This is a genomic window from Streptomyces sp. NPDC054863 (assembly GCF_053610825.1).
In genome coordinates this window covers 24,370-40,523 of record NZ_JBSGZD010000040.1, presented here as the reverse complement: position 1 = coordinate 40,523, position 16,154 = coordinate 24,370, and the positions used below count along the sequence as shown (strand labels likewise).

The window sequence follows — 16,154 nt, the reverse complement described above, 5'->3', positions numbered from 1 at the left end:
CTGCGTGATGGGGTGTCTCCGGCTGCTAGTGCTTGCCGGACTTCGCCGCCTTGGGGGAAAGCAGACGGCTGCCCGTCCAGTCCTTGGCCGCGTTGATGCTCTTGGTCTGCGAGAGACCGGCGGTCTGTGCGGCTTCGTTGATGTCGCTCGGTTCGACATAGCCGTCACGGCCGGTCTTCGGAGTCATCAGCCAGACGGTGCCACCGTCGTCGACGAGCTGCGTGGCGTCGACCAACGCGTCCGTCAGGTCGCCGTCCTCGTCCCTGAACCACAGGACGACGGCGTCAGCCACGTCGTCGTAGTCCTCGTCGACGAGTTCGCCGCCGATGATCTCCTCGATGGCTTCGCGGAGCTCCTGATCGACATCGTCGTCGAAGCCGATCTCCTGGACCACCTGCTCGGGCTGGAAACCCAGCCTCGCGGCAGGGTTGGTCCGCTCCTCCGCGTGGTCCGCGGTCGCGCTCACGGTTTGCCTCCTGATCTTTTTTCGGGAAGTGCTTTTTCAGCGATGTGCCTGAGCCGCGCGCGTGCGCGGCATTGGCCGTAGTCCACACGGACGGGACCGATCGCGCAAGTACCCGGCCGTCGAGACCGCCGAAACGGTGACGGATGGGGCGCCCCCGCCGCAACTCCTGACGCCCTCTGGAGCCCGCGCAGTGATTCATCCCACACCATTTTGGACGCTTTGCAATGCTTTGACCCTTCGGTGCGCCCATCGGGGACGAACAGCCTTACGGAACACATGAACGGGTTGGGCGTAAGGTTGCGATTTGGTCGATGCCGCACCACGGCGCCGGCCGGGCGGTCGGCCCGCGGTGGCGGTACCACCCCCGGTTACCGCTCGGTAGAGATGACGTTTGCGTCCCCTGGGTACACGATGGCTGTGGCGCGACACACCCCCGTACAGACACCTCCAGACAGCTGCATACGCGGTGGCCGACACCTCCGTGACGGCCCACGTGTGCGGTCACTTCCCTACCAGTGAAGGAACAGCGTGGCTTCCGGATCCGATCGCAACCCGATCATCATTGGCGGCCTGCCGAGCCAGGTCCCGGATTTCGATCCCGAGGAGACCCAGGAATGGCTCGACTCGCTTGATGCGGCCGTCGACGAGCGGGGCCGTGAGCGCGCCCGCTACCTGATGCTCCGTCTGATCGAGCGCGCGCGCGAGAAGCGCGTCGCCGTGCCCGAGATGCGCAGCACGGACTACGTCAACACGATCGCCACCAAGGACGAGCCGTTCTTCCCGGGCGACGAGGAGATCGAGCGCAGGGTCCTCAACGCGACCCGCTGGAACGCGGCCGTGATGGTCTCGCGGGCCCAGCGTCCCGGCATCGGCGTCGGCGGCCACATCGCCACCTTCGCCTCCTCCGCCTCGCTGTACGACGTGGGCTTCAACCACTTCTTCCGCGGCAAGGACGAGGGCGACGGCGGCGACCAGATCTTCTTCCAGGGGCACGCGTCCCCCGGCATCTACGCCCGCGCGTTCCTGCTGGACCGGCTGACCGAGCAGAACCTCGACGCGTTCCGCCAGGAGAAGTCGAAGTTCCCGAACGGTCTCTCCTCGTACCCGCACCCGCGGCTGATGCCGGACTTCTGGGAGTTCCCGACCGTCTCGATGGGTCTCGGCCCCCTCGGTGCGATCTACCAGGCCCGGATGAACCGCTACATGGAGGCGCGCGGCATCGCCGACACCTCCAAGTCGCACGTCTGGGCCTACCTCGGCGACGGCGAGATGGACGAGCCCGAGTCGCTGGGCCAGCTCTCCATCGCCGCCCGCGAGGGCCTCGACAACCTGACCTTCGTCGTCAACTGCAACCTGCAGCGCCTCGACGGACCCGTGCGCGGCAACGGCAAGGTCATCCAGGAGCTGGAGTCGCAGTTCCGCGGCGCCGGCTGGAACGTCATCAAGCTGGTCTGGGACCGGAGTTGGGACCCGCTGCTGGCCCAGGACCGCACCGGCATCCTGGTCAACAAGCTCAACACGACCCCGGACGGCCAGTTCCAGACGTACGCCACCGAGACCGGCGCGTACATCCGCGACCACTTCTTCGGTGACGACCAGCGGCTGCGCGACATGGTCAAGGACATGTCGGACGAGCAGATCCTGCACCTGGGGCGCGGCGGCCACGACCACAAGAAGGTGTACGCGGCGTACGCGGCGGCCAAGGCGCACAAGGGCCAGCCGACCGTGATCCTCGCGCAGACGGTCAAGGGCTGGACGCTCGGACCGAACTTCGAGGGCCGCAACGCCACGCACCAGATGAAGAAGCTGACCGCGGACGACCTGAAGCGCTTCCGCGACCGGCTGCACATCCCGATCGCCGACAAGGACCTGGAGGACGGCGCGCCGCCGTACTACCACCCGGGCCGGGACTCCGAAGAGATCCAGTACATGCACGACCGCCGCAAGAGCCTGGGCGGTTACGTACCGAGCCGTGTGGTGCGGGCGAAGCCGCTCGCACTGCCCGGGGAGAAGACGTACGCGGCTGCGAAGAAGGGCTCCGGCTCGCAGTCGATCGCCACGACCATGGCGTTCGTACGTGTCCTGAAGGACCTCATGCGGGACAAGGAGATCGGCAGGCGCTTCGTGCTGATCGCGCCCGACGAGTACCGCACCTTCGGCATGGACGCGTTCTTCCCGAGCGCGAAGATCTACAACCCGCTCGGCCAGCAGTACGAGGCTGTGGACCGCGATCTGCTCCTCGCCTACAAGGAGTCGCCGACCGGTCAGATGCTGCACGACGGCATCTCCGAGGCGGGCTGCACGGCCTCGCTGATCGCCGCGGGTTCGGCGTACGCCACGCACGGCGAGCCGCTGATCCCGGTGTACGTCTTCTACTCGATGTTCGGTTTCCAGCGCACCGGTGACCAGTTCTGGCAGATGGCCGATCAGCTGTCGCGCGGCTTCGTACTGGGCGCGACCGCCGGTCGTACGACGCTGACCGGTGAGGGCCTCCAGCACGCGGACGGCCACTCGCAGCTGCTGGCGTCGACCAACCCGGGCTGTGTGTCGTACGACCCGGCCTTCGGGTACGAGATCGCGCACATCGTCCAGGACGGCCTGAAGAGGATGTACGGCGAGAACGCCGAGGACGTCTTCTACTACCTGACCGTCTACAACGAGCCGATCCAGCACCCGGCCGAGCCGGACGACGTCGACGCCGACGGCATCCTGAAGGGCATCTACCGCTACAAGGCCGGTGAGGAAGGCTCCATTCCGGCCCAGATCATGGCGTCCGGCGTGGCCGTGCCGTGGGCGGTCGAGGCGCAGCAGATCCTCGCCGACGAGTGGAACGTCAAGGCCGACGTCTGGTCCGCGACGTCCTGGAACGAGCTGCGGCGCGAGGCGGTGGAGTGCGAGGAGCACAACCTCCTGCACCCCGAGGAAGAGATCCGCGTGCCGTACGTGACGCGGAAGCTCGACAGCGCCGAGGGACCGTTCGTGGCGGTCTCCGACTGGATGCGTTCGGTTCCGGACCAGATCTCGCGCTGGGTGCCGGGTGCGTACACCTCGCTCGGTGCGGACGGCTTCGGCTTCGCGGACACGCGTGGTGCGGCCCGTCGCTTCTTCCACATCGACGCGCAGTCGATCGTCCTGGCGACGCTCTCCGAGCTGGCCAAGGCGGGCAGGATCGACCGTTCCGCACTCAAGCAGGCGGTGGACCGCTACCGGCTGCTCGACGTGACGGCGGCCGACCCGGGCGCCGCGGGCGGCGACGCGTAACACCGCCCGGTCTTCGGTGAAGGCGGTGGGAACCCCCGGGTTCCCGCCGCCTTCGCGCGTCTTACGATGCCGGGCATGAAGCAACAGACCGCCCAGGTCCGGTGGGAGCGGCGCACCCAGAACCCCCTGCTGGCACTCGCGCTCGCCTTCGCCGTCGCCTATGCCGTGCCGATCGTGGCCCCGGACGCCCCGCGCGGGGTGCACCGGGCGTGCACGTGGGCCGAGTGGGTGGTGTGGGGCGCGTTCGCGCTGGACTACCTGGTACGGCTGGCGCTGACTCCGGCCAAGTGGCTGTTCGTACGGAGCCATCCGCTGGACCTGCTCGCGGTGCTGCTGCCGCTGGCCAGGCCGCTGCGGCTGCTGCGGCTGGTGTCGACGCTGCTGCTCGTGGGGCGGCGGGCGCGGATGGCCTCGCAGATCACGCTGACCGCCTATGTGGTCGGCGCGGTGGTGGGCCTGCTGATGTTCGGCTCGCTGGCCGTCCTGGAGGTCGAGCGGGACGCGCCCGGCGGGAACATCAAGTCGCTGGGTGACGCCGTGTGGTGGTCCTTCACCACGATGACCACGGTGGGGTACGGGGACCACTCCCCCACCACCGGGCTCGGCCGGTTCCTCGCGGTGGGCCTGATGCTGTCCGGGATCGCGCTGCTCGGTGTGGTGACGGCGAACATCGCGGCCTGGTTCATCGCCCGCTTCGAGCGGGACGACGTCGAGGAGCGCCGCCGGACGGCGCTCCTCGAAGCACTGATGGTGGAGGTCAAGGAGCTCAGGGCGGAGGTCGGACGGCTGGGCTCCGAGAGTCCGCCCGCCGTTCCCCCTCAGCTGCCCGGCCCCGGCGTCAGCTCTCCCACACCTTGAACGCCCTTACCCGGTAGGGGGACTGGGGCACCCAGCTGCCGTTGCCCGGATAGGTGTCGAACTCGCCCGTCTCGGCACACTCGGCCGACTGGTACGTGGTGACCGGGCGGCCGGTGCGGTTGGCCAGGGACTGCGCGTCGGCGCCGGGCGGCAGCGGGACGCAGGACTCGATGTCGGTGCCGGCCAGTTCGTGGGCGTACCGCTTGCCCTTGAAGTCGGGCTTCTGCCAGAGGCAGAGCTCACCGGCGGCGCAGTTGCCGAGCTGCACCCCCGCCCGGGCGGTCTGCGGCAGCAGGGCGGTGGCGGTGAGTGCGACGGCCAGCGCGGTCGTACAGATCAGCTTCATGAGGTCCCCCGATTTCGTGCGGATCACGTGCATGCACTGTGACCTGCAGAAACGTGGGCCCGGAAGGGGTCTCGTAGCGGATCACCCGGATAGGCGACAACCCCGCCGGAACCATTCCGGCGGGGCTGTACGGGCGTGCGGTTGACGTCCGCGCGGGACGTCGGACGGCGTCAGATGTGGACGCCGCCGCCCGCCGCGTCCGCGTTCGCACCGCGCTTGGTGAAGAAGGCGACGAGTGCGGCGACGACGGCCACGCCGCCGGCGATGGAGAAGGCGAAGCCCATGCCCGACACGAACGTGTCATGGATGACGCCCGAGACGGTCTTGAAGGCGTCCGGCGTCATGCCCGGCGCCTGGGCCAGTTCCTTCGGCACGATGCCGAACTCCGCCGCCTGCTCCAGCTGCGGCGAGGGCGGCGTCGGAATGCCCGCTTCCTTCCAGTTGCCCGCGAACTCGGAGTTGACGCGCGAGGACATCACGGCGCCCAGGACGGCCGTGCCGAGCGCGCCGCCGACCTGCATGCCGGCCTGCTGGAGGCCGCCTGCCACGCCGGACAGCTCCAGCGGGGCGTTGCCGACGATGACCTCGGTGGCGCCGACCATGACCGGCGCGAGGCCCATGCCGAGCATTCCGAACCACAGCGACATGGTCAGGGTGCCCGTACCGGCGGACAGTTGGGACATGCCGAACATCGCGACCGCGGTGCACACCATGCCGCCGACCAGCGGCACCCGCGGCCCGAACTTGGTGATCAGCAGGCCCGCCACCGGCGAGGCGACGATCATCATGCCGGTCAGCGGCAGCAGGTGCAGACCGCTGTCGACCGGGCTCAGGCCGTGCACACCCTGGAGGTAGAACGTCACGAAGAAGAGGCCGCCCATGAACGCGAACGCCATCAGCACCATGAGGACCACACCGGCCGACAGCGGCACGGAGCGGAACATGGCCAGCGGGATCAGCGGTTCCTTCGCCTTGGTCTCCCAGATCGCGAAGATCACGAACAGGGCGACCGAACCGCCCACGCACAGCCAGGTGTTGGTACCGCCCCAGCCCCAGGACTCACCGGCCTTGATGAGGCCGTAGACGAGTGCGCCCATCGCGCCCGAGAGCAGCAGGATGCCGGGGATGTCGAAGGACCGCGGTGCGTTCGCGGCACGGTGGTCGCGCAGGACGACCAGACCGAAGACCAGGGCGAGGACGCCGACCGGCACGTTGATGAAGAAGACGGACTGCCAGGAGACGTGCTCGACGAGCAGGCCGCCGACGATCGGGCCGCCCGCGGTGGAGGCGCCGATGACCATGCCCCAGATGCCGATCGCCATGTTCAGCTTCTCGGCGGGGAAGGTGGCGCGCAGCAGGCCGAGCGCGGCCGGCATGAGCAGTGCGCCGAACAGACCCTGGAGCACGCGGAACGCGATGACCAGGCCGATCTCCTTGGAGAAGCCGATGGCGGCGGACGCGGCGGCGAAGCCCGCGATGCCTATCAGGAAGGTCTGGCGGTGGCCGAAGCGGTCACCGAGCTTTCCCGCGGTGATCAGCGCGACGGCCAGCGCCAGCAGATAGCCGTTGGTGATCCACTGGACGTCGGCGAGCGACGCCTTGAGGTCGTGCTGGATGGCGGGGTTGGCGATGGCGACGATGGTGCCGTCGAGGGCGACCATCATCACGCCGATCGCCACGGAGAAGAGCGTCAGCCACGGGTGGCCGCGAAGCCCCTTGGCCTGTTGCGGTACGGGGTCGGGGCCCGGCGGCGCCTTGTCGAGCGTGGTCTGTGCAGTCATGATTCCAGATTAGTGTCAGCCACTGACAGTTGACGAACCAATTCACAAGCCGGTAACTGTCACGTAGCTCACAGGTAAGCTGAGCTGGACAAATCAGAGAAACGGGACCGAGGCGATGGCAGACCAGCGGGATGCGGCAAGCCCCATCGGGTCGCGGATGTGCGGTCTGCGCGAGCGCAAGAAGCGGCGCACCCGGGACTCGCTGCTGCGCGTCGCGCTCGAACTGTTCACCTCACAGGGGTACGAACGGACCACCGTCGACGAGATCGCGGAAGCCGTCGAGGTCTCGCAGCGCACCTTCTTCCGCTACTTCGCCTCGAAGGAGGAGGTCGCCTTCACCGTGGTGTCGATGGTCGAGGCCCGCTTCCTGGAGGCGATCCGCGAGCGGCCCGCCGACGAGAACCCCCTCACCGCCCTGCGCAACGCGGTGACCTGGGCGTGGGACTCCCTGAGCGAGGCGATCGAGGCCGTGGTGCCGATCGAGCTGCACATGCGGACCTACCAGATGATCGAGTCGACCCCGGCTCTCCTCGCGGTCCATCTGCGGCGCTCCACCGAGCTGGAGGACGCGATCGCCACGCTCATCGCCGAGCGGGAGGGGCTCGATGCGGACGAGGACCTCCGGCCGCGGATCATCGTGGCCGCTTTCGGCGGGGTGATGCGGCTCACCGGCCGGATGTGGGGCCAGCGGGAGGACGCCAGCCTGGAGGCGATCCGGGACATGACGGCCCGCTGCCTGGACCACCTGGGGCCTGCGCTCGCCGGGAACTGGCGGGGCCCGGAACCGGCCACCACGCCGGGCGCCGCACAGGGTGGCGAGCAGGGCACGGGGCCGGGTGCGCGGGGGCGTACCACGGCCGCATACACAGCCTGACCTCCACACCTTTATCGAAACGTGATCCGCGTCACGGAATAGCCACGGGCCGCCGTCGTTCTCCTACGCTGTCCCGATAGTGACTTCCTTCGACTCCTCCCCCACCTTGACCGCGTGGCGGGCGCTTCTTGCCCTGGCCGTGGTGTTCGTGATGCTCGCGATCACCGGCTGGACCGCCATCCACCAGCAGCGCGACGACGACGTGTCCCTGAAGGAGGCTTTCGCCGCCTGGCAGCACGGCCGGTTCGACGGCCGCCTGCTGCCCGACCCCCAGGGCCCGCCGCAGCAGGTGGCCCGTTTCTTCGACGGGCTCTCCGGCCACCAGCAGGACCGCCTGGTCCGCCGGCACCCACAGGTCGTGGGCAACCTCAACGGTGCTCCCGTGCCCCTGCGCTTCGCCGCCAACCGGCAGTCGCTGGCCCAGGCGCGGTCCGTCGAGGAGAAGCGGATGCATGACGACCGGCTCACCAAGGCCGGAAAGCAGGAGGCCGACCGGCGGATGCACCGGTTCGCGGCGCTGCTGCGGGACAACCGGCAGATCCTGTCGTTCGACCCGGACGGCAGCGGACGGGCCGCCGAGGTCTTCGGCGACCTGGAGCACGCCGAGCGCGTCTCGGTCGTCGTACCCGGCGTCGACACGAACATCGTGAACTTCGAGCGGACCTACCGCCGCTACTCCTCGCCCGTCGGCATGGCGAGCTCGCTGTACGAGGCGGAGCGCAAGGCCGCCCCCGACCGCCGGGTCGCCGTCATCGCCTGGGCGGACTACACCGCTCCGGCCGGGCTCGGCATGGACGCGATGGTCGGCGTGCCCGCCCAGGCGGGAGCGCGCCGGCTGATCTCGCTGACCGAGGCGCTGCCCGGCGCCTCGTCCGTACCGGTGTCGCTGTTCTGCCACAGCTACGGCTCCGTGGTCTGCGGGATGGCGGCGCGCGAGCTGCCCGAGCGGGTCACCGACATCGCGGTGGCGGGAAGCCCCGGCATGCGGGCGGACACCGCGGCGGACCTGGGCGCGCGGGCCCGGGTGTGGGCGATGCGGGACGCGGACGACTGGATCCAGGGCGTGCCGTACCTGGAGCTCGGCGGACTCGGCCACGGCACCGACCCGGTGTCGGCGGAGTTCGGCGCGCGGGTGCTGTCGGCGGCGGACGCCGTCGGGCACACCGGATACTTCGTGCCGGGCACCGAGAGCGTCGGCAACTTCGCCAGGATCGGTGTCGGCTCGTACGCGGGGCTGAGCTGCGCGAGCGGCGGCGACACCTGCCGGAACGGGGTCGAAGGTGACGGCTCCGGCTCGGGCTCCGGCGGGTCCTACGGGGGTGTCTGAGGTGTCCGACGCGCGTAGAAGTACCGGAATCGGGATGGCCGTCGAGGGGCGACGTGGGGGCGGGTGCCGCATACGATGAGCCGCATGGGTGATGTGCTGGCCGGAATTCATGCCACCTGGGAGTTCGAAAGCGACTCCGTGCTCATCCGCTTCGAACGGGGGATACGTACGCCGAAACTGCTCTCCGCGCTCGGTGAGCGGCGCATTCCGCACGAGGCGCTGGCAGACGTGACGCTGACCCCCGGGAAGCGGGGCACGGTCGTGCTGCACGCGAGGGTGAGACCGGGTGCGGATCCGCTGATGGACGCCGCGGCGGGACAGCTCAAGGAGGGCTGCGACCCGTACCGGCTGGTGCTGCCCGCGGAGCGCGAGGTGCTCGCGGAGTACTACGCGGACGAGCTGCGCCAACAGGTCCGCGAGGCGTCCGGGGCCGCCGGGGCGGTCGAACCGGCGGAGCGCTTCCTGGTGGCGGCGCCCGAGGGACCGCTGCAGTTCAAGGCGTACGACGGCAAGGCCGGCTTCGACGGCACGGACGTGACCTTCCGCTGGTTCTGGACGGGCGCTTCGTCGGCGAAGTGGAAAGTCGGCGACCAGAGCTTTCCCGTGACCTCGCTGAGCGGTGTCCAGTGGCGTTCTCCCGACTTCCTCGACGGGCATCTGCGGCTGCTGCCGCGCGATGGGGCTGCCGACGGGGCCGCGCAGCGGGCACCGGGGCCTGCGGACCAGGATCCGGCGGCGGTGGTGTTCGGGCTGGGGTACGGGCCGGTGCACGAGTCGCTGCCGTTCGCGGCGGCGGTGCTGGCGGCGGTACGCAGCGCGGTGCCCGCGGCGGTCACCGACCGGGTGCCGGCCTCGGTGGTGGGGGCGGGACGGCGCGACCCGGCGGACATCGCGGAGCGGATCCGCCACCTCGGGGAGCTGCACCGGGCGGGACTGATCACGGACGACGAGTTCGGCGCGAAGAAGGCGGAGCTGCTGGCGGAGCTGTAGGGGAAACCGCAGGATGACGGGCGGAAACGACCGGGGCCCGGTCGTCGTACCACGGTATGAGATCAAGCTCCGAACCACGGTATGACGTGGGAAAACGAGTGTGCTGCCTACGCTGAGGGAGCCATGAGAGAACCGACTCCGTCTCCTCCCCCGCGGCCCGCCGTCCCTCCGATGCCCTCGTCCGAGCCCGCCGCAGGCCCTGTCGCCGACGGCCTGTTCAGCGCGGCGGCGCGCCAGCTGCGCGAGCTGCTGCACGCCGTCACCCACCCCTCGCACCCGCCGACGCCGCTGCTCGCGGACGCGCCCAAGCGCTGGCAGCGGCTGCTGCCGTACACGGTGGTCCTCGCCGTCGTGGGCGTGCTCTTCCCCGTCACGATCACCGTGCTCGCCAACGACTACAAGGTGTCCGGCGGCATCGCGGGGTCGCTCGGCGCGCTCCAGGCGCTGCCGCTCCTGATGATGGCGCACCGGCCGCTCCAGGCGTGCTGGATCGTCCTGCCCGCGGGAGTGCTGGGCAGCTTCTTCCTCTTCCCTCAGGGCGGCGGCGAGGTCCGGTCCATCTGGCCGTGGCCCGCGCCGACGATCGTCGGCCTGCTCTTCCTGCTGTTCGCGCTGGCACTGCGCGAGCGCCGGCGGACGCTGGTCGGGGTGTGGCTCTTCGTCGCGCTGACCGGGATCGGTCTCGGGCAGCTCCACCCGGAGGCGAGCGACGGCACCAACCTGCTGACCGTCGTACTGAGCGCCGTCGTGCTGGTTGTCGGCGGAGTGCTCCGCGAGCGCGGCGAGGTACAGCGCAGGCTGGTGGAGCAGGAGACCATCAGCGAGGCGGAGCGTGCCCACCGGACCCTCCTGGAGGAACGGACGCGCATCGCACGGGAGTTGCACGACGTGGTCGCGCACCACATGTCGATGATCACGGTGCAGGCCGATTCGGCCCCCTACCGGATCGGCGGGCTCCCGGCGGAGGCACAGGAGGAGTTCGCCTCGATCGCGGCGAGCGCGCGGGAGTCACTGACGGAGATGCGGCGGCTGCTCGTGGTGCTGCGCAGCGAGGGCACCGAGGGCGAGCGGGCACCGCAGCCCGGGCTGAACAAGGTGCAGCAGCTGGTGGAGGCGACGGTACGGGCCGGGGTGCCGGCCGAGCTGTCGATGGCGGGGGAACTGGGCGCGGGCCCGGACGCGCCGCCCGTACCGCAGGCGGTGGACCTGTCGGCGTACCGGATCGTGCAGGAGGCCCTCGCCAATGTGGTGCGCCACGCACCGGGGGCGGTGACGCGGGTTTCGGTGCGGGTGGAGGACCTGGACCTGCTGGTGCTGATCGTCAACGGGCCCGCCCCCGAACCGACTTCGAGGGTGGAGGCGAAGGGAGCGGGCGGGCACGGGCTGGTCGGAATGCGCGAGCGCGTACGGTTGACCGGCGGCACGCTCGACACCGGACCGCTGCCGGACGGCGGCTTCCGGGTCGCGGCCCGGCTGCCGCTGACGCCGCGGACACCGCCGGACGCCACGGACGAATCATCGAAGAACTCCACACCGAAGAACTCCGCAGAGAAGGACTCCCCCGCCCCATGACCATTCGCGTGATCATCGTCGACGACCAGGCCATGGTGCGGGCCGGATTCGCCGCGCTGCTCTCGGCGCAGGCCGACATCGACGTGGTGGGCGAGGCACCGGACGGACGGCAGGGCGTGGAGGTCAGCCGCTCCACGCATCCGGACGTCGTGCTGATGGACGTCCGGATGCCGGAGATGGACGGGCTGGCCGCCGCGCGGGAGCTCCTGAACCCGCCGGTGGGGGTGGTCCACCTGCCGAAGGTGCTGATGCTGACCACCTTCGACGTCGACGACTACGTGTACGAAGCGCTGCGCGCGGGTGCGTCCGGGTTCCTGCTGAAGGACGCCCCGCCGGCCGATCTGATCGCGGCGGTACGGGTGGTGGCGGCCGGGGAGGCCCTGCTCGCCCCGTCCGTGACGCGCCGCCTGATCGCGGACTTCGCCGCGCAGCGCCCCGCCCCGCGCCGGAACCCGAGCCTGCGGCTGAAGGGTCTGACGCCGCGCGAGACCGAGGTACTGGAGCTGATCGCGCGCGGGCTGTCCAACCACGAGATCGCGGACCACCTGATCCTGGCCGAACAGACGGTGAAGACCCACATCGGGCGGGTGCTCGCCAAGCTGGACCTGCGGGACCGCGCCCAGGCGGTGATCTTCGCGTACGAGTCGGGGCTGGTGTCACCGGGGGACGCGGGCTGAGGCTACGGAGTGACGTGCGGGGGCCACGGCCACCGCGACGGCGCACCGGTTCAGCACGTCGGGCGTCACGTGCGGCCCGATCCCGAAGAGCGGCACCCCGGCGGCGTAACATCCGGCCGCCAACACCGCGTGCACCCCGGCCCACGCGAGCAGCAGCCGCCGAAACGGCAGCGATTCACGGCTTCCGGGGCCCGATCGAGGTGTGATGCCGGTCACCATTGCCTCTGTGATGTCGGTCATGGCGCCACGTTCGCACCGCGGGCGGCCCCGTCGCGTCAGCCCTGCGGCCAGGGGTTCTCCACCGCCCGGGGGAGTATCCCGTACCCCCGACAGTGGGGGCAGCACCACCCTCCCACCTGCGGAAATCCTCCAGTACTGCGGTATCACGGGGGAGTTGGCCCCGTGGTGTGACGCCCGGGGCGGTGTCCTCTTCCTACCTTCCTCTGCATCAAGACGTACGCGGAGCAGGGCAGTGGAGAGGACGGGGACATGCACCGGTTCAGGAGGACCCTGGCGGCCGTCGCCGCCGTGACGGCCATGATCGGCGGCACCGCGGGGTGGGCTTCCGCCGACGCGCAGACCGCCGTCACCGGGCCGCCGCCGGGCACCGACGCCTGGCGGAGCGAAGGGCTGATCGACCCGGCCGCCGGCACTCCTGCCCAAGTGGCCGCCTTCTTCCGCGGGCTGGGCGAGCGGGAGCAGCGTGCTCTCGTACGCCGCCACCCTCTCGTGGTCGGCAACCTGGACGGTGCGCCCGTCGCACTGCGGTACGCGGCCAACCGGGCGAGCGTCGCGGCCGACGGCCGGTTCGACAGGCTGCTCGCCCCCGGGAAGCAGATCCTCGCCTTCGATCCGCGGGGCCGGGGCCAAGTGGCCGAGGTGTACGGGGACTTGACCCGCTCGCGGCACGTGGCCGTGATCGTGCCCGGGTCGGACATGGACGCCGCGACGTACGACCGGGCGAAGGATCCGTACGGCACTCCGGCCGGGATGGCCAGGAGCCTGCGCGAGGCAACCGACCCGGCCGGTACGGCAGTGGTGGCCTGGGTCGGCTACACCACCCCCGTCGGCGTCGGCATCGACGCCGCCACGGGCGATCTCGCCGAGGCGGGGGCCGAGCGGCTGGCCCGGTTCACCGAGGGACTCGACGCGGTCGGGGCGAGCGACCCCGCCGTGTTCTGCCACAGCTACGGATCGGTGGTGTGCGGGATCGCCGCACACCGGCTGGACGCCGCCGACATCGTGGCGTTCGCCTCGCCCGGAATGCGGGCGGACAGCGCGGGAGAGCTGCGGACCGGGGCGCGGGTGTGGGCGGCGAAGGACCCCACCGACTGGATCGACAACGTGCCGAACGTGCAGGTGCTGGGGATGGGGCACGGGGCGGATCCGACGGCGGCGGAATTCGGTGCGCGGCGGGTCCCGGCGACCGGGGCGCACGGCCACACCGGGTACTTCGCACCGGGGACGGACTCGCTGCGGGCGTTCGCGGCGATAGCGGAGGGACGGGCCGCCGGCCCGGTGCCGGCGGATGAATGAGCACGCCTCACGCCGGTGGGGGCTGGTGCCCGGGGCCGCGCCCCGTGCCCGGACCCCGTCCGCGCGCCCTCGAACGCCGGACTGGCTGAAGTTGCCCGGACGGGCTGAAGAATCCACCTCACCCAAGGACCCCCGATGAGTCTCTCCGCCCTCGCCACCAAGGTCGACGCCCGTACCCCCGCCCACCGCGACCGTGCCATCGACGGACTGCGGGCTCTCGCGCTGCTCGCCGTGCCGACCGGGCACTGGCTGCTCGGCGGGTTCACCGTCGACGCCGACGTCGGTTCGCTGCACAACGCCAGCCCGCTCTCCTCCTTCTCCGCGCTCGCCCCCGCCAGCTGGATCCTCCAGATGCTGGGCATCTTCTTCCTGGTCGGCGGCTACGCCTCCGTCCTCTCGTACCACAGGCGCAAGGGGTCGAGCGCCGAGTGGCTGAAGAGCCGACTGGTGCGGCTGGGGCGGCCCGTGCTCGGGGTGACCGCCGTCTGGGCGCTGATGATCCCCGTCCTGTACGGGCTCGGAGTGCCCGAAGCCACCCTGCGCACCGGCGCGAAACTGGTGGTGCAGCCCCTGTGGTTCGTCGCCGTGTACGCGGCGATCACCGCCCTCACCCCACTGTGCATCCGCGTCGCCCGCCGCACGGGTGCCTGGTCGGCGGCCCCGCTGATCGGCTCCGTCGCCGTCGTCGACTTCCTCCGCTACGGCCCGTACGCCGATGCCATGCCTTCCTGGCTGAGCCTCCTCAACCTGCTCCCCGGCTGGCTCTTCGCGTACCAACTCGGCGTCGCCTGGGGCGAGAAGAAGCTCAGCAGGAAGACCGCGTACGTCCTCCTCGTCGGCGGCACCGCCCTCTTCGCCGCGCTGCTGCTCGCGTTCCACTACCCGGCGTCGATGGTCGGCGTCCCCGGCCAGGACCGCACCAACTCGCACCCGCCGTCGCTGCTCGTCCTCGCCCTGGCCGCCGCGCAGAGCGGTGCGGCGATCCTGCTGCGCGACCGCATCGCCAAGGTCCTGCGGCACCCCGCGCTCTGGGCGCCCGTCGTCGTCATCAACCTCTCCGCGATGACGATCCTGTGCTGGCACCAGAGTGCGATGCTCGCCGCCGCCGTCCCCGGCTCGTACCTCGGTACGATCCCGGGCCTGACCTCCGCCCCCGACACGCCGGGCTGGATCGCGGCGCGGATCGCGTGGCTGCCGCTGTTCGCGGTGCTGCTGGTCGTGATCGGGAAGTACACCCGGGTCTTCGAGCACCCGACCGGCAAGGGGCTGGACACGACGAAGGCCCGCCGGGCAGTCGCGGGACTGCTCGCGGCGGGCTTCACCGCCTTCGCGCTGGGGCTGGCATGAGCCCCGTGGATCCGTACGAGGACTGCTCTCGAACGCACGAGGACTGCTCCCGGCCGTACGAGGACTGCTCCCGAACGTACGCGGACTACTCCCGGCCGGCCGAGGCGAACGCCATGTCCGCGTACCGCCCGCCCGACACCTGTCCGGCGATCGGCTCCAGCAGCGCCAACTCGTCGGCGGACAGCACCAGTCGGGTCGCGGAGGTGTTCTCCTCGACGCGGGTCCGCTTCCGCGTCCCCGGGATCGGTACCACGGAGAGGCCGTGCACCTGGGCCTGCTGCTGCACCCAGGCCAGGGCGACCTGGCCGAGCGTGATGCCACGGGCGCGGGCGACCTCGCGCACGGGGTCGAGCAGTGCGCCGTTCGCCTCGGCGTTGGCGCCGTTGAAGCGGGGCTGGTGACGGCGGAAGTCGTCCGCGGCGAGGTCCTTCTCGGCGCTGGCGAAGGCGCCGGTGAGGAAGCCCCGGCCGAGCGGCGAGTACGCGACCAGGGTGGCCCCGGCCTCGGCGACGGCAGGCACGACGCCCGCCTCGATGTCCCGGCTGAACAGCGACCACTCCGACTGCACGGCCGCGATCGGGTGCACGGCGTGGGCGGCCCGCAGCTCGGGGCCGGTCACCTCGCTCAGCCCCAGCTGCTTGACCTTGCCCGCCGCGACCAGCTCGGCCATGACGCCGACGGTCTCCTCGATCGGGACGGACACGTCCCGCCGGTGCATGTAGTAGAGGTCGATGACGTCGACGCCGAGGCGGCTCAGGCTGTTGTCGATGCACCGGCGGATGTACGCGGGATCGTTGCTGATGTACCGCTTCGTGCTGTCGTCCGGGTCCACGGCCAGTGCGAACTTCGTGGCGAGGGTGATCTCGTCCCGGTGCGCGGCGACGAACGGCGCGAGGAACTTCTCGTTCTCGCCGTCCGCGTAGGCGTCCGCCGTGTCGTACAGGGTGACGCCCAGCTCCAGCGCCCGCTCCAGGGTCGCCCGCGCCTCACCGGCGTCGGTCGGCCCGTACGCGAAGCTCATGCCCATGCAGCCGAGGCCCTGGACGCCGACCTCGGGGCCGCCGGGGCCGCCGAGACGGGTGGTGGCAATGCGCTCCGTACGCTCCGTGTTGCTCATGT

Annotated in this window: 14 protein-coding genes; 9 read left to right on the top strand and 5 right to left on the bottom strand. The window is 70.7% G+C overall.

Translation table 11 applies throughout. The features are described 5' to 3' along the window. Positions 1 to 25: 25 nt before the first annotated feature. Positions 26 to 466, bottom strand: a complete 441-nt coding sequence (locus ACWGIG_RS11085) for a DUF3052 domain-containing protein (protein ID WP_453321253.1) — start codon at positions 464 to 466, stop codon at positions 26 to 28. A gap of 528 nt (positions 467 to 994) precedes the next feature. Between ACWGIG_RS11085 and aceE the strand changes: the two genes are divergently transcribed. Both aceE and ACWGIG_RS11075 read left to right on the top strand, forming a co-directional pair. Beyond that, the gene (gene aceE / locus ACWGIG_RS11080) at positions 995 to 3,727 is read left to right on the top strand and encodes a pyruvate dehydrogenase (acetyl-transferring), homodimeric type (protein WP_453321252.1); all 2,733 of its coding nucleotides are present in this window, start codon (positions 995 to 997) and stop codon (positions 3,725 to 3,727) included. A gap of 66 nt (positions 3,728 to 3,793) precedes the next feature. Beyond that, the gene (locus tag ACWGIG_RS11075) at positions 3,794 to 4,585 is read left to right on the top strand and encodes a potassium channel family protein (RefSeq protein ID WP_453321251.1); all 792 of its coding nucleotides are present in this window, start codon (positions 3,794 to 3,796) and stop codon (positions 4,583 to 4,585) included. Here ACWGIG_RS11075 and ACWGIG_RS11070 read toward each other — a convergent pair. Continuing rightward, the gene (locus tag ACWGIG_RS11070) at positions 4,566 to 4,931 is read right to left on the bottom strand and encodes a peptidase inhibitor family I36 protein (protein WP_453321256.1); all 366 of its coding nucleotides are present in this window, start codon (positions 4,929 to 4,931) and stop codon (positions 4,566 to 4,568) included. The genes ACWGIG_RS11075 and ACWGIG_RS11070 overlap by 20 nt on opposite strands. Before the next feature lie 170 nt (positions 4,932 to 5,101). After that, positions 5,102 to 6,712, bottom strand: coding sequence for an MFS transporter (locus ACWGIG_RS11065; protein WP_453321250.1), 1,611 nt, complete (start codon positions 6,710 to 6,712; stop codon positions 5,102 to 5,104). 115 nt (positions 6,713 to 6,827) lie between these two features. Here ACWGIG_RS11065 and ACWGIG_RS11060 point away from each other — a divergent pair, with 115 nt between their 5' ends. From ACWGIG_RS11060 to ACWGIG_RS11040, 5 genes are all read left to right on the top strand, one after another. Beyond that, positions 6,828 to 7,586 (top strand): TetR family transcriptional regulator, encoded by a 759-nt coding sequence (locus tag ACWGIG_RS11060; RefSeq protein WP_453321249.1) that lies wholly within the window; start codon positions 6,828 to 6,830, stop codon positions 7,584 to 7,586. 79 nt (positions 7,587 to 7,665) lie between these two features. Continuing rightward, positions 7,666 to 8,913, top strand: a complete 1,248-nt coding sequence (locus tag ACWGIG_RS11055; RefSeq protein WP_453321248.1) for an alpha/beta hydrolase — start codon at positions 7,666 to 7,668, stop codon at positions 8,911 to 8,913. 75 nt (positions 8,914 to 8,988) lie between these two features. Further along, positions 8,989 to 9,903: a DUF4429 domain-containing protein gene (locus ACWGIG_RS11050; RefSeq protein ID WP_453321247.1), complete on the top strand. Its 915-nt coding sequence runs from the start codon at positions 8,989 to 8,991 to the stop codon at positions 9,901 to 9,903. Between the two features lie 171 nt (positions 9,904 to 10,074). Further along, complete coding sequence (locus ACWGIG_RS11045; RefSeq protein ID WP_453321246.1) at positions 10,075 to 11,475, top strand: sensor histidine kinase; 1,401 nt, start codon at positions 10,075 to 10,077, stop codon at positions 11,473 to 11,475. Continuing rightward, complete coding sequence (locus tag ACWGIG_RS11040; protein ID WP_453321245.1) at positions 11,472 to 12,152, top strand: response regulator; 681 nt, start codon at positions 11,472 to 11,474, stop codon at positions 12,150 to 12,152. The genes ACWGIG_RS11045 and ACWGIG_RS11040 overlap by 4 nt, the downstream gene beginning before the upstream one ends. Here ACWGIG_RS11040 and ACWGIG_RS11035 read toward each other — a convergent pair. Then, positions 12,132 to 12,392 (bottom strand): hypothetical protein, encoded by a 261-nt coding sequence (locus tag ACWGIG_RS11035; RefSeq protein WP_453321244.1) that lies wholly within the window; start codon positions 12,390 to 12,392, stop codon positions 12,132 to 12,134. The genes ACWGIG_RS11040 and ACWGIG_RS11035 overlap by 21 nt on opposite strands. A 249-nt stretch (positions 12,393 to 12,641) precedes the next feature. Here ACWGIG_RS11035 and ACWGIG_RS11030 point away from each other — a divergent pair, with 249 nt between their 5' ends. Together ACWGIG_RS11030 and ACWGIG_RS11025 are read left to right on the top strand one after the other, a co-directional pair. Next, positions 12,642 to 13,688 (top strand): alpha/beta hydrolase, encoded by a 1,047-nt coding sequence (locus ACWGIG_RS11030; RefSeq protein ID WP_453321243.1) that lies wholly within the window; start codon positions 12,642 to 12,644, stop codon positions 13,686 to 13,688. 135 nt (positions 13,689 to 13,823) lie between these two features. Further along, entirely contained in the window at positions 13,824 to 15,035 is a 1,212-nt protein-coding gene (locus tag ACWGIG_RS11025) for an acyltransferase family protein (RefSeq protein ID WP_453321242.1), read from the top strand. Between the two features lie 85 nt (positions 15,036 to 15,120). On the opposite strand, the gene ACWGIG_RS11020 is transcribed toward ACWGIG_RS11025, so the two are convergent. Then, positions 15,121 to 16,152 (bottom strand): aldo/keto reductase, encoded by a 1,032-nt coding sequence (locus tag ACWGIG_RS11020; protein WP_453321241.1) that lies wholly within the window; start codon positions 16,150 to 16,152, stop codon positions 15,121 to 15,123. Positions 16,153 to 16,154: the final 2 nt, after the last annotated feature.

Bases quoted from the DNA above. Each gene is read 5' to 3' on its own strand.
- ACWGIG_RS11035 (WP_453321244.1), bottom strand. From the start codon at position 12,392: ATGACCGACATCACAGAGGCAATGGTGACCGGCATCACACCTCGATCG.
- ACWGIG_RS11025 (WP_453321242.1), top strand. From the start codon at position 13,824: ATGAGTCTCTCCGCCCTCGCCACCAAGGTCGACGCCCGTACCCCCGCC.
- ACWGIG_RS11065 (WP_453321250.1), bottom strand. From the start codon at position 6,712: ATGACTGCACAGACCACGCTCGACAAGGCGCCGCCGGGCCCCGACCCC.
- ACWGIG_RS11060 (WP_453321249.1), top strand. From the start codon at position 6,828: ATGGCAGACCAGCGGGATGCGGCAAGCCCCATCGGGTCGCGGATGTGC.
- ACWGIG_RS11050 (WP_453321247.1), top strand. From the start codon at position 8,989: ATGAGCCGCATGGGTGATGTGCTGGCCGGAATTCATGCCACCTGGGAG.
- ACWGIG_RS11020 (WP_453321241.1), bottom strand. From the start codon at position 16,152: ATGAGCAACACGGAGCGTACGGAGCGCATTGCCACCACCCGTCTCGGC.
- ACWGIG_RS11075 (WP_453321251.1), top strand. From the start codon at position 3,794: ATGCCGGGCATGAAGCAACAGACCGCCCAGGTCCGGTGGGAGCGGCGC.
- ACWGIG_RS11040 (WP_453321245.1), top strand. From the start codon at position 11,472: ATGACCATTCGCGTGATCATCGTCGACGACCAGGCCATGGTGCGGGCC.
- ACWGIG_RS11030 (WP_453321243.1), top strand. From the start codon at position 12,642: ATGCACCGGTTCAGGAGGACCCTGGCGGCCGTCGCCGCCGTGACGGCC.
- ACWGIG_RS11045 (WP_453321246.1), top strand. From the start codon at position 10,075: ATGCCCTCGTCCGAGCCCGCCGCAGGCCCTGTCGCCGACGGCCTGTTC.
- ACWGIG_RS11070 (WP_453321256.1), bottom strand. From the start codon at position 4,931: ATGAAGCTGATCTGTACGACCGCGCTGGCCGTCGCACTCACCGCCACC.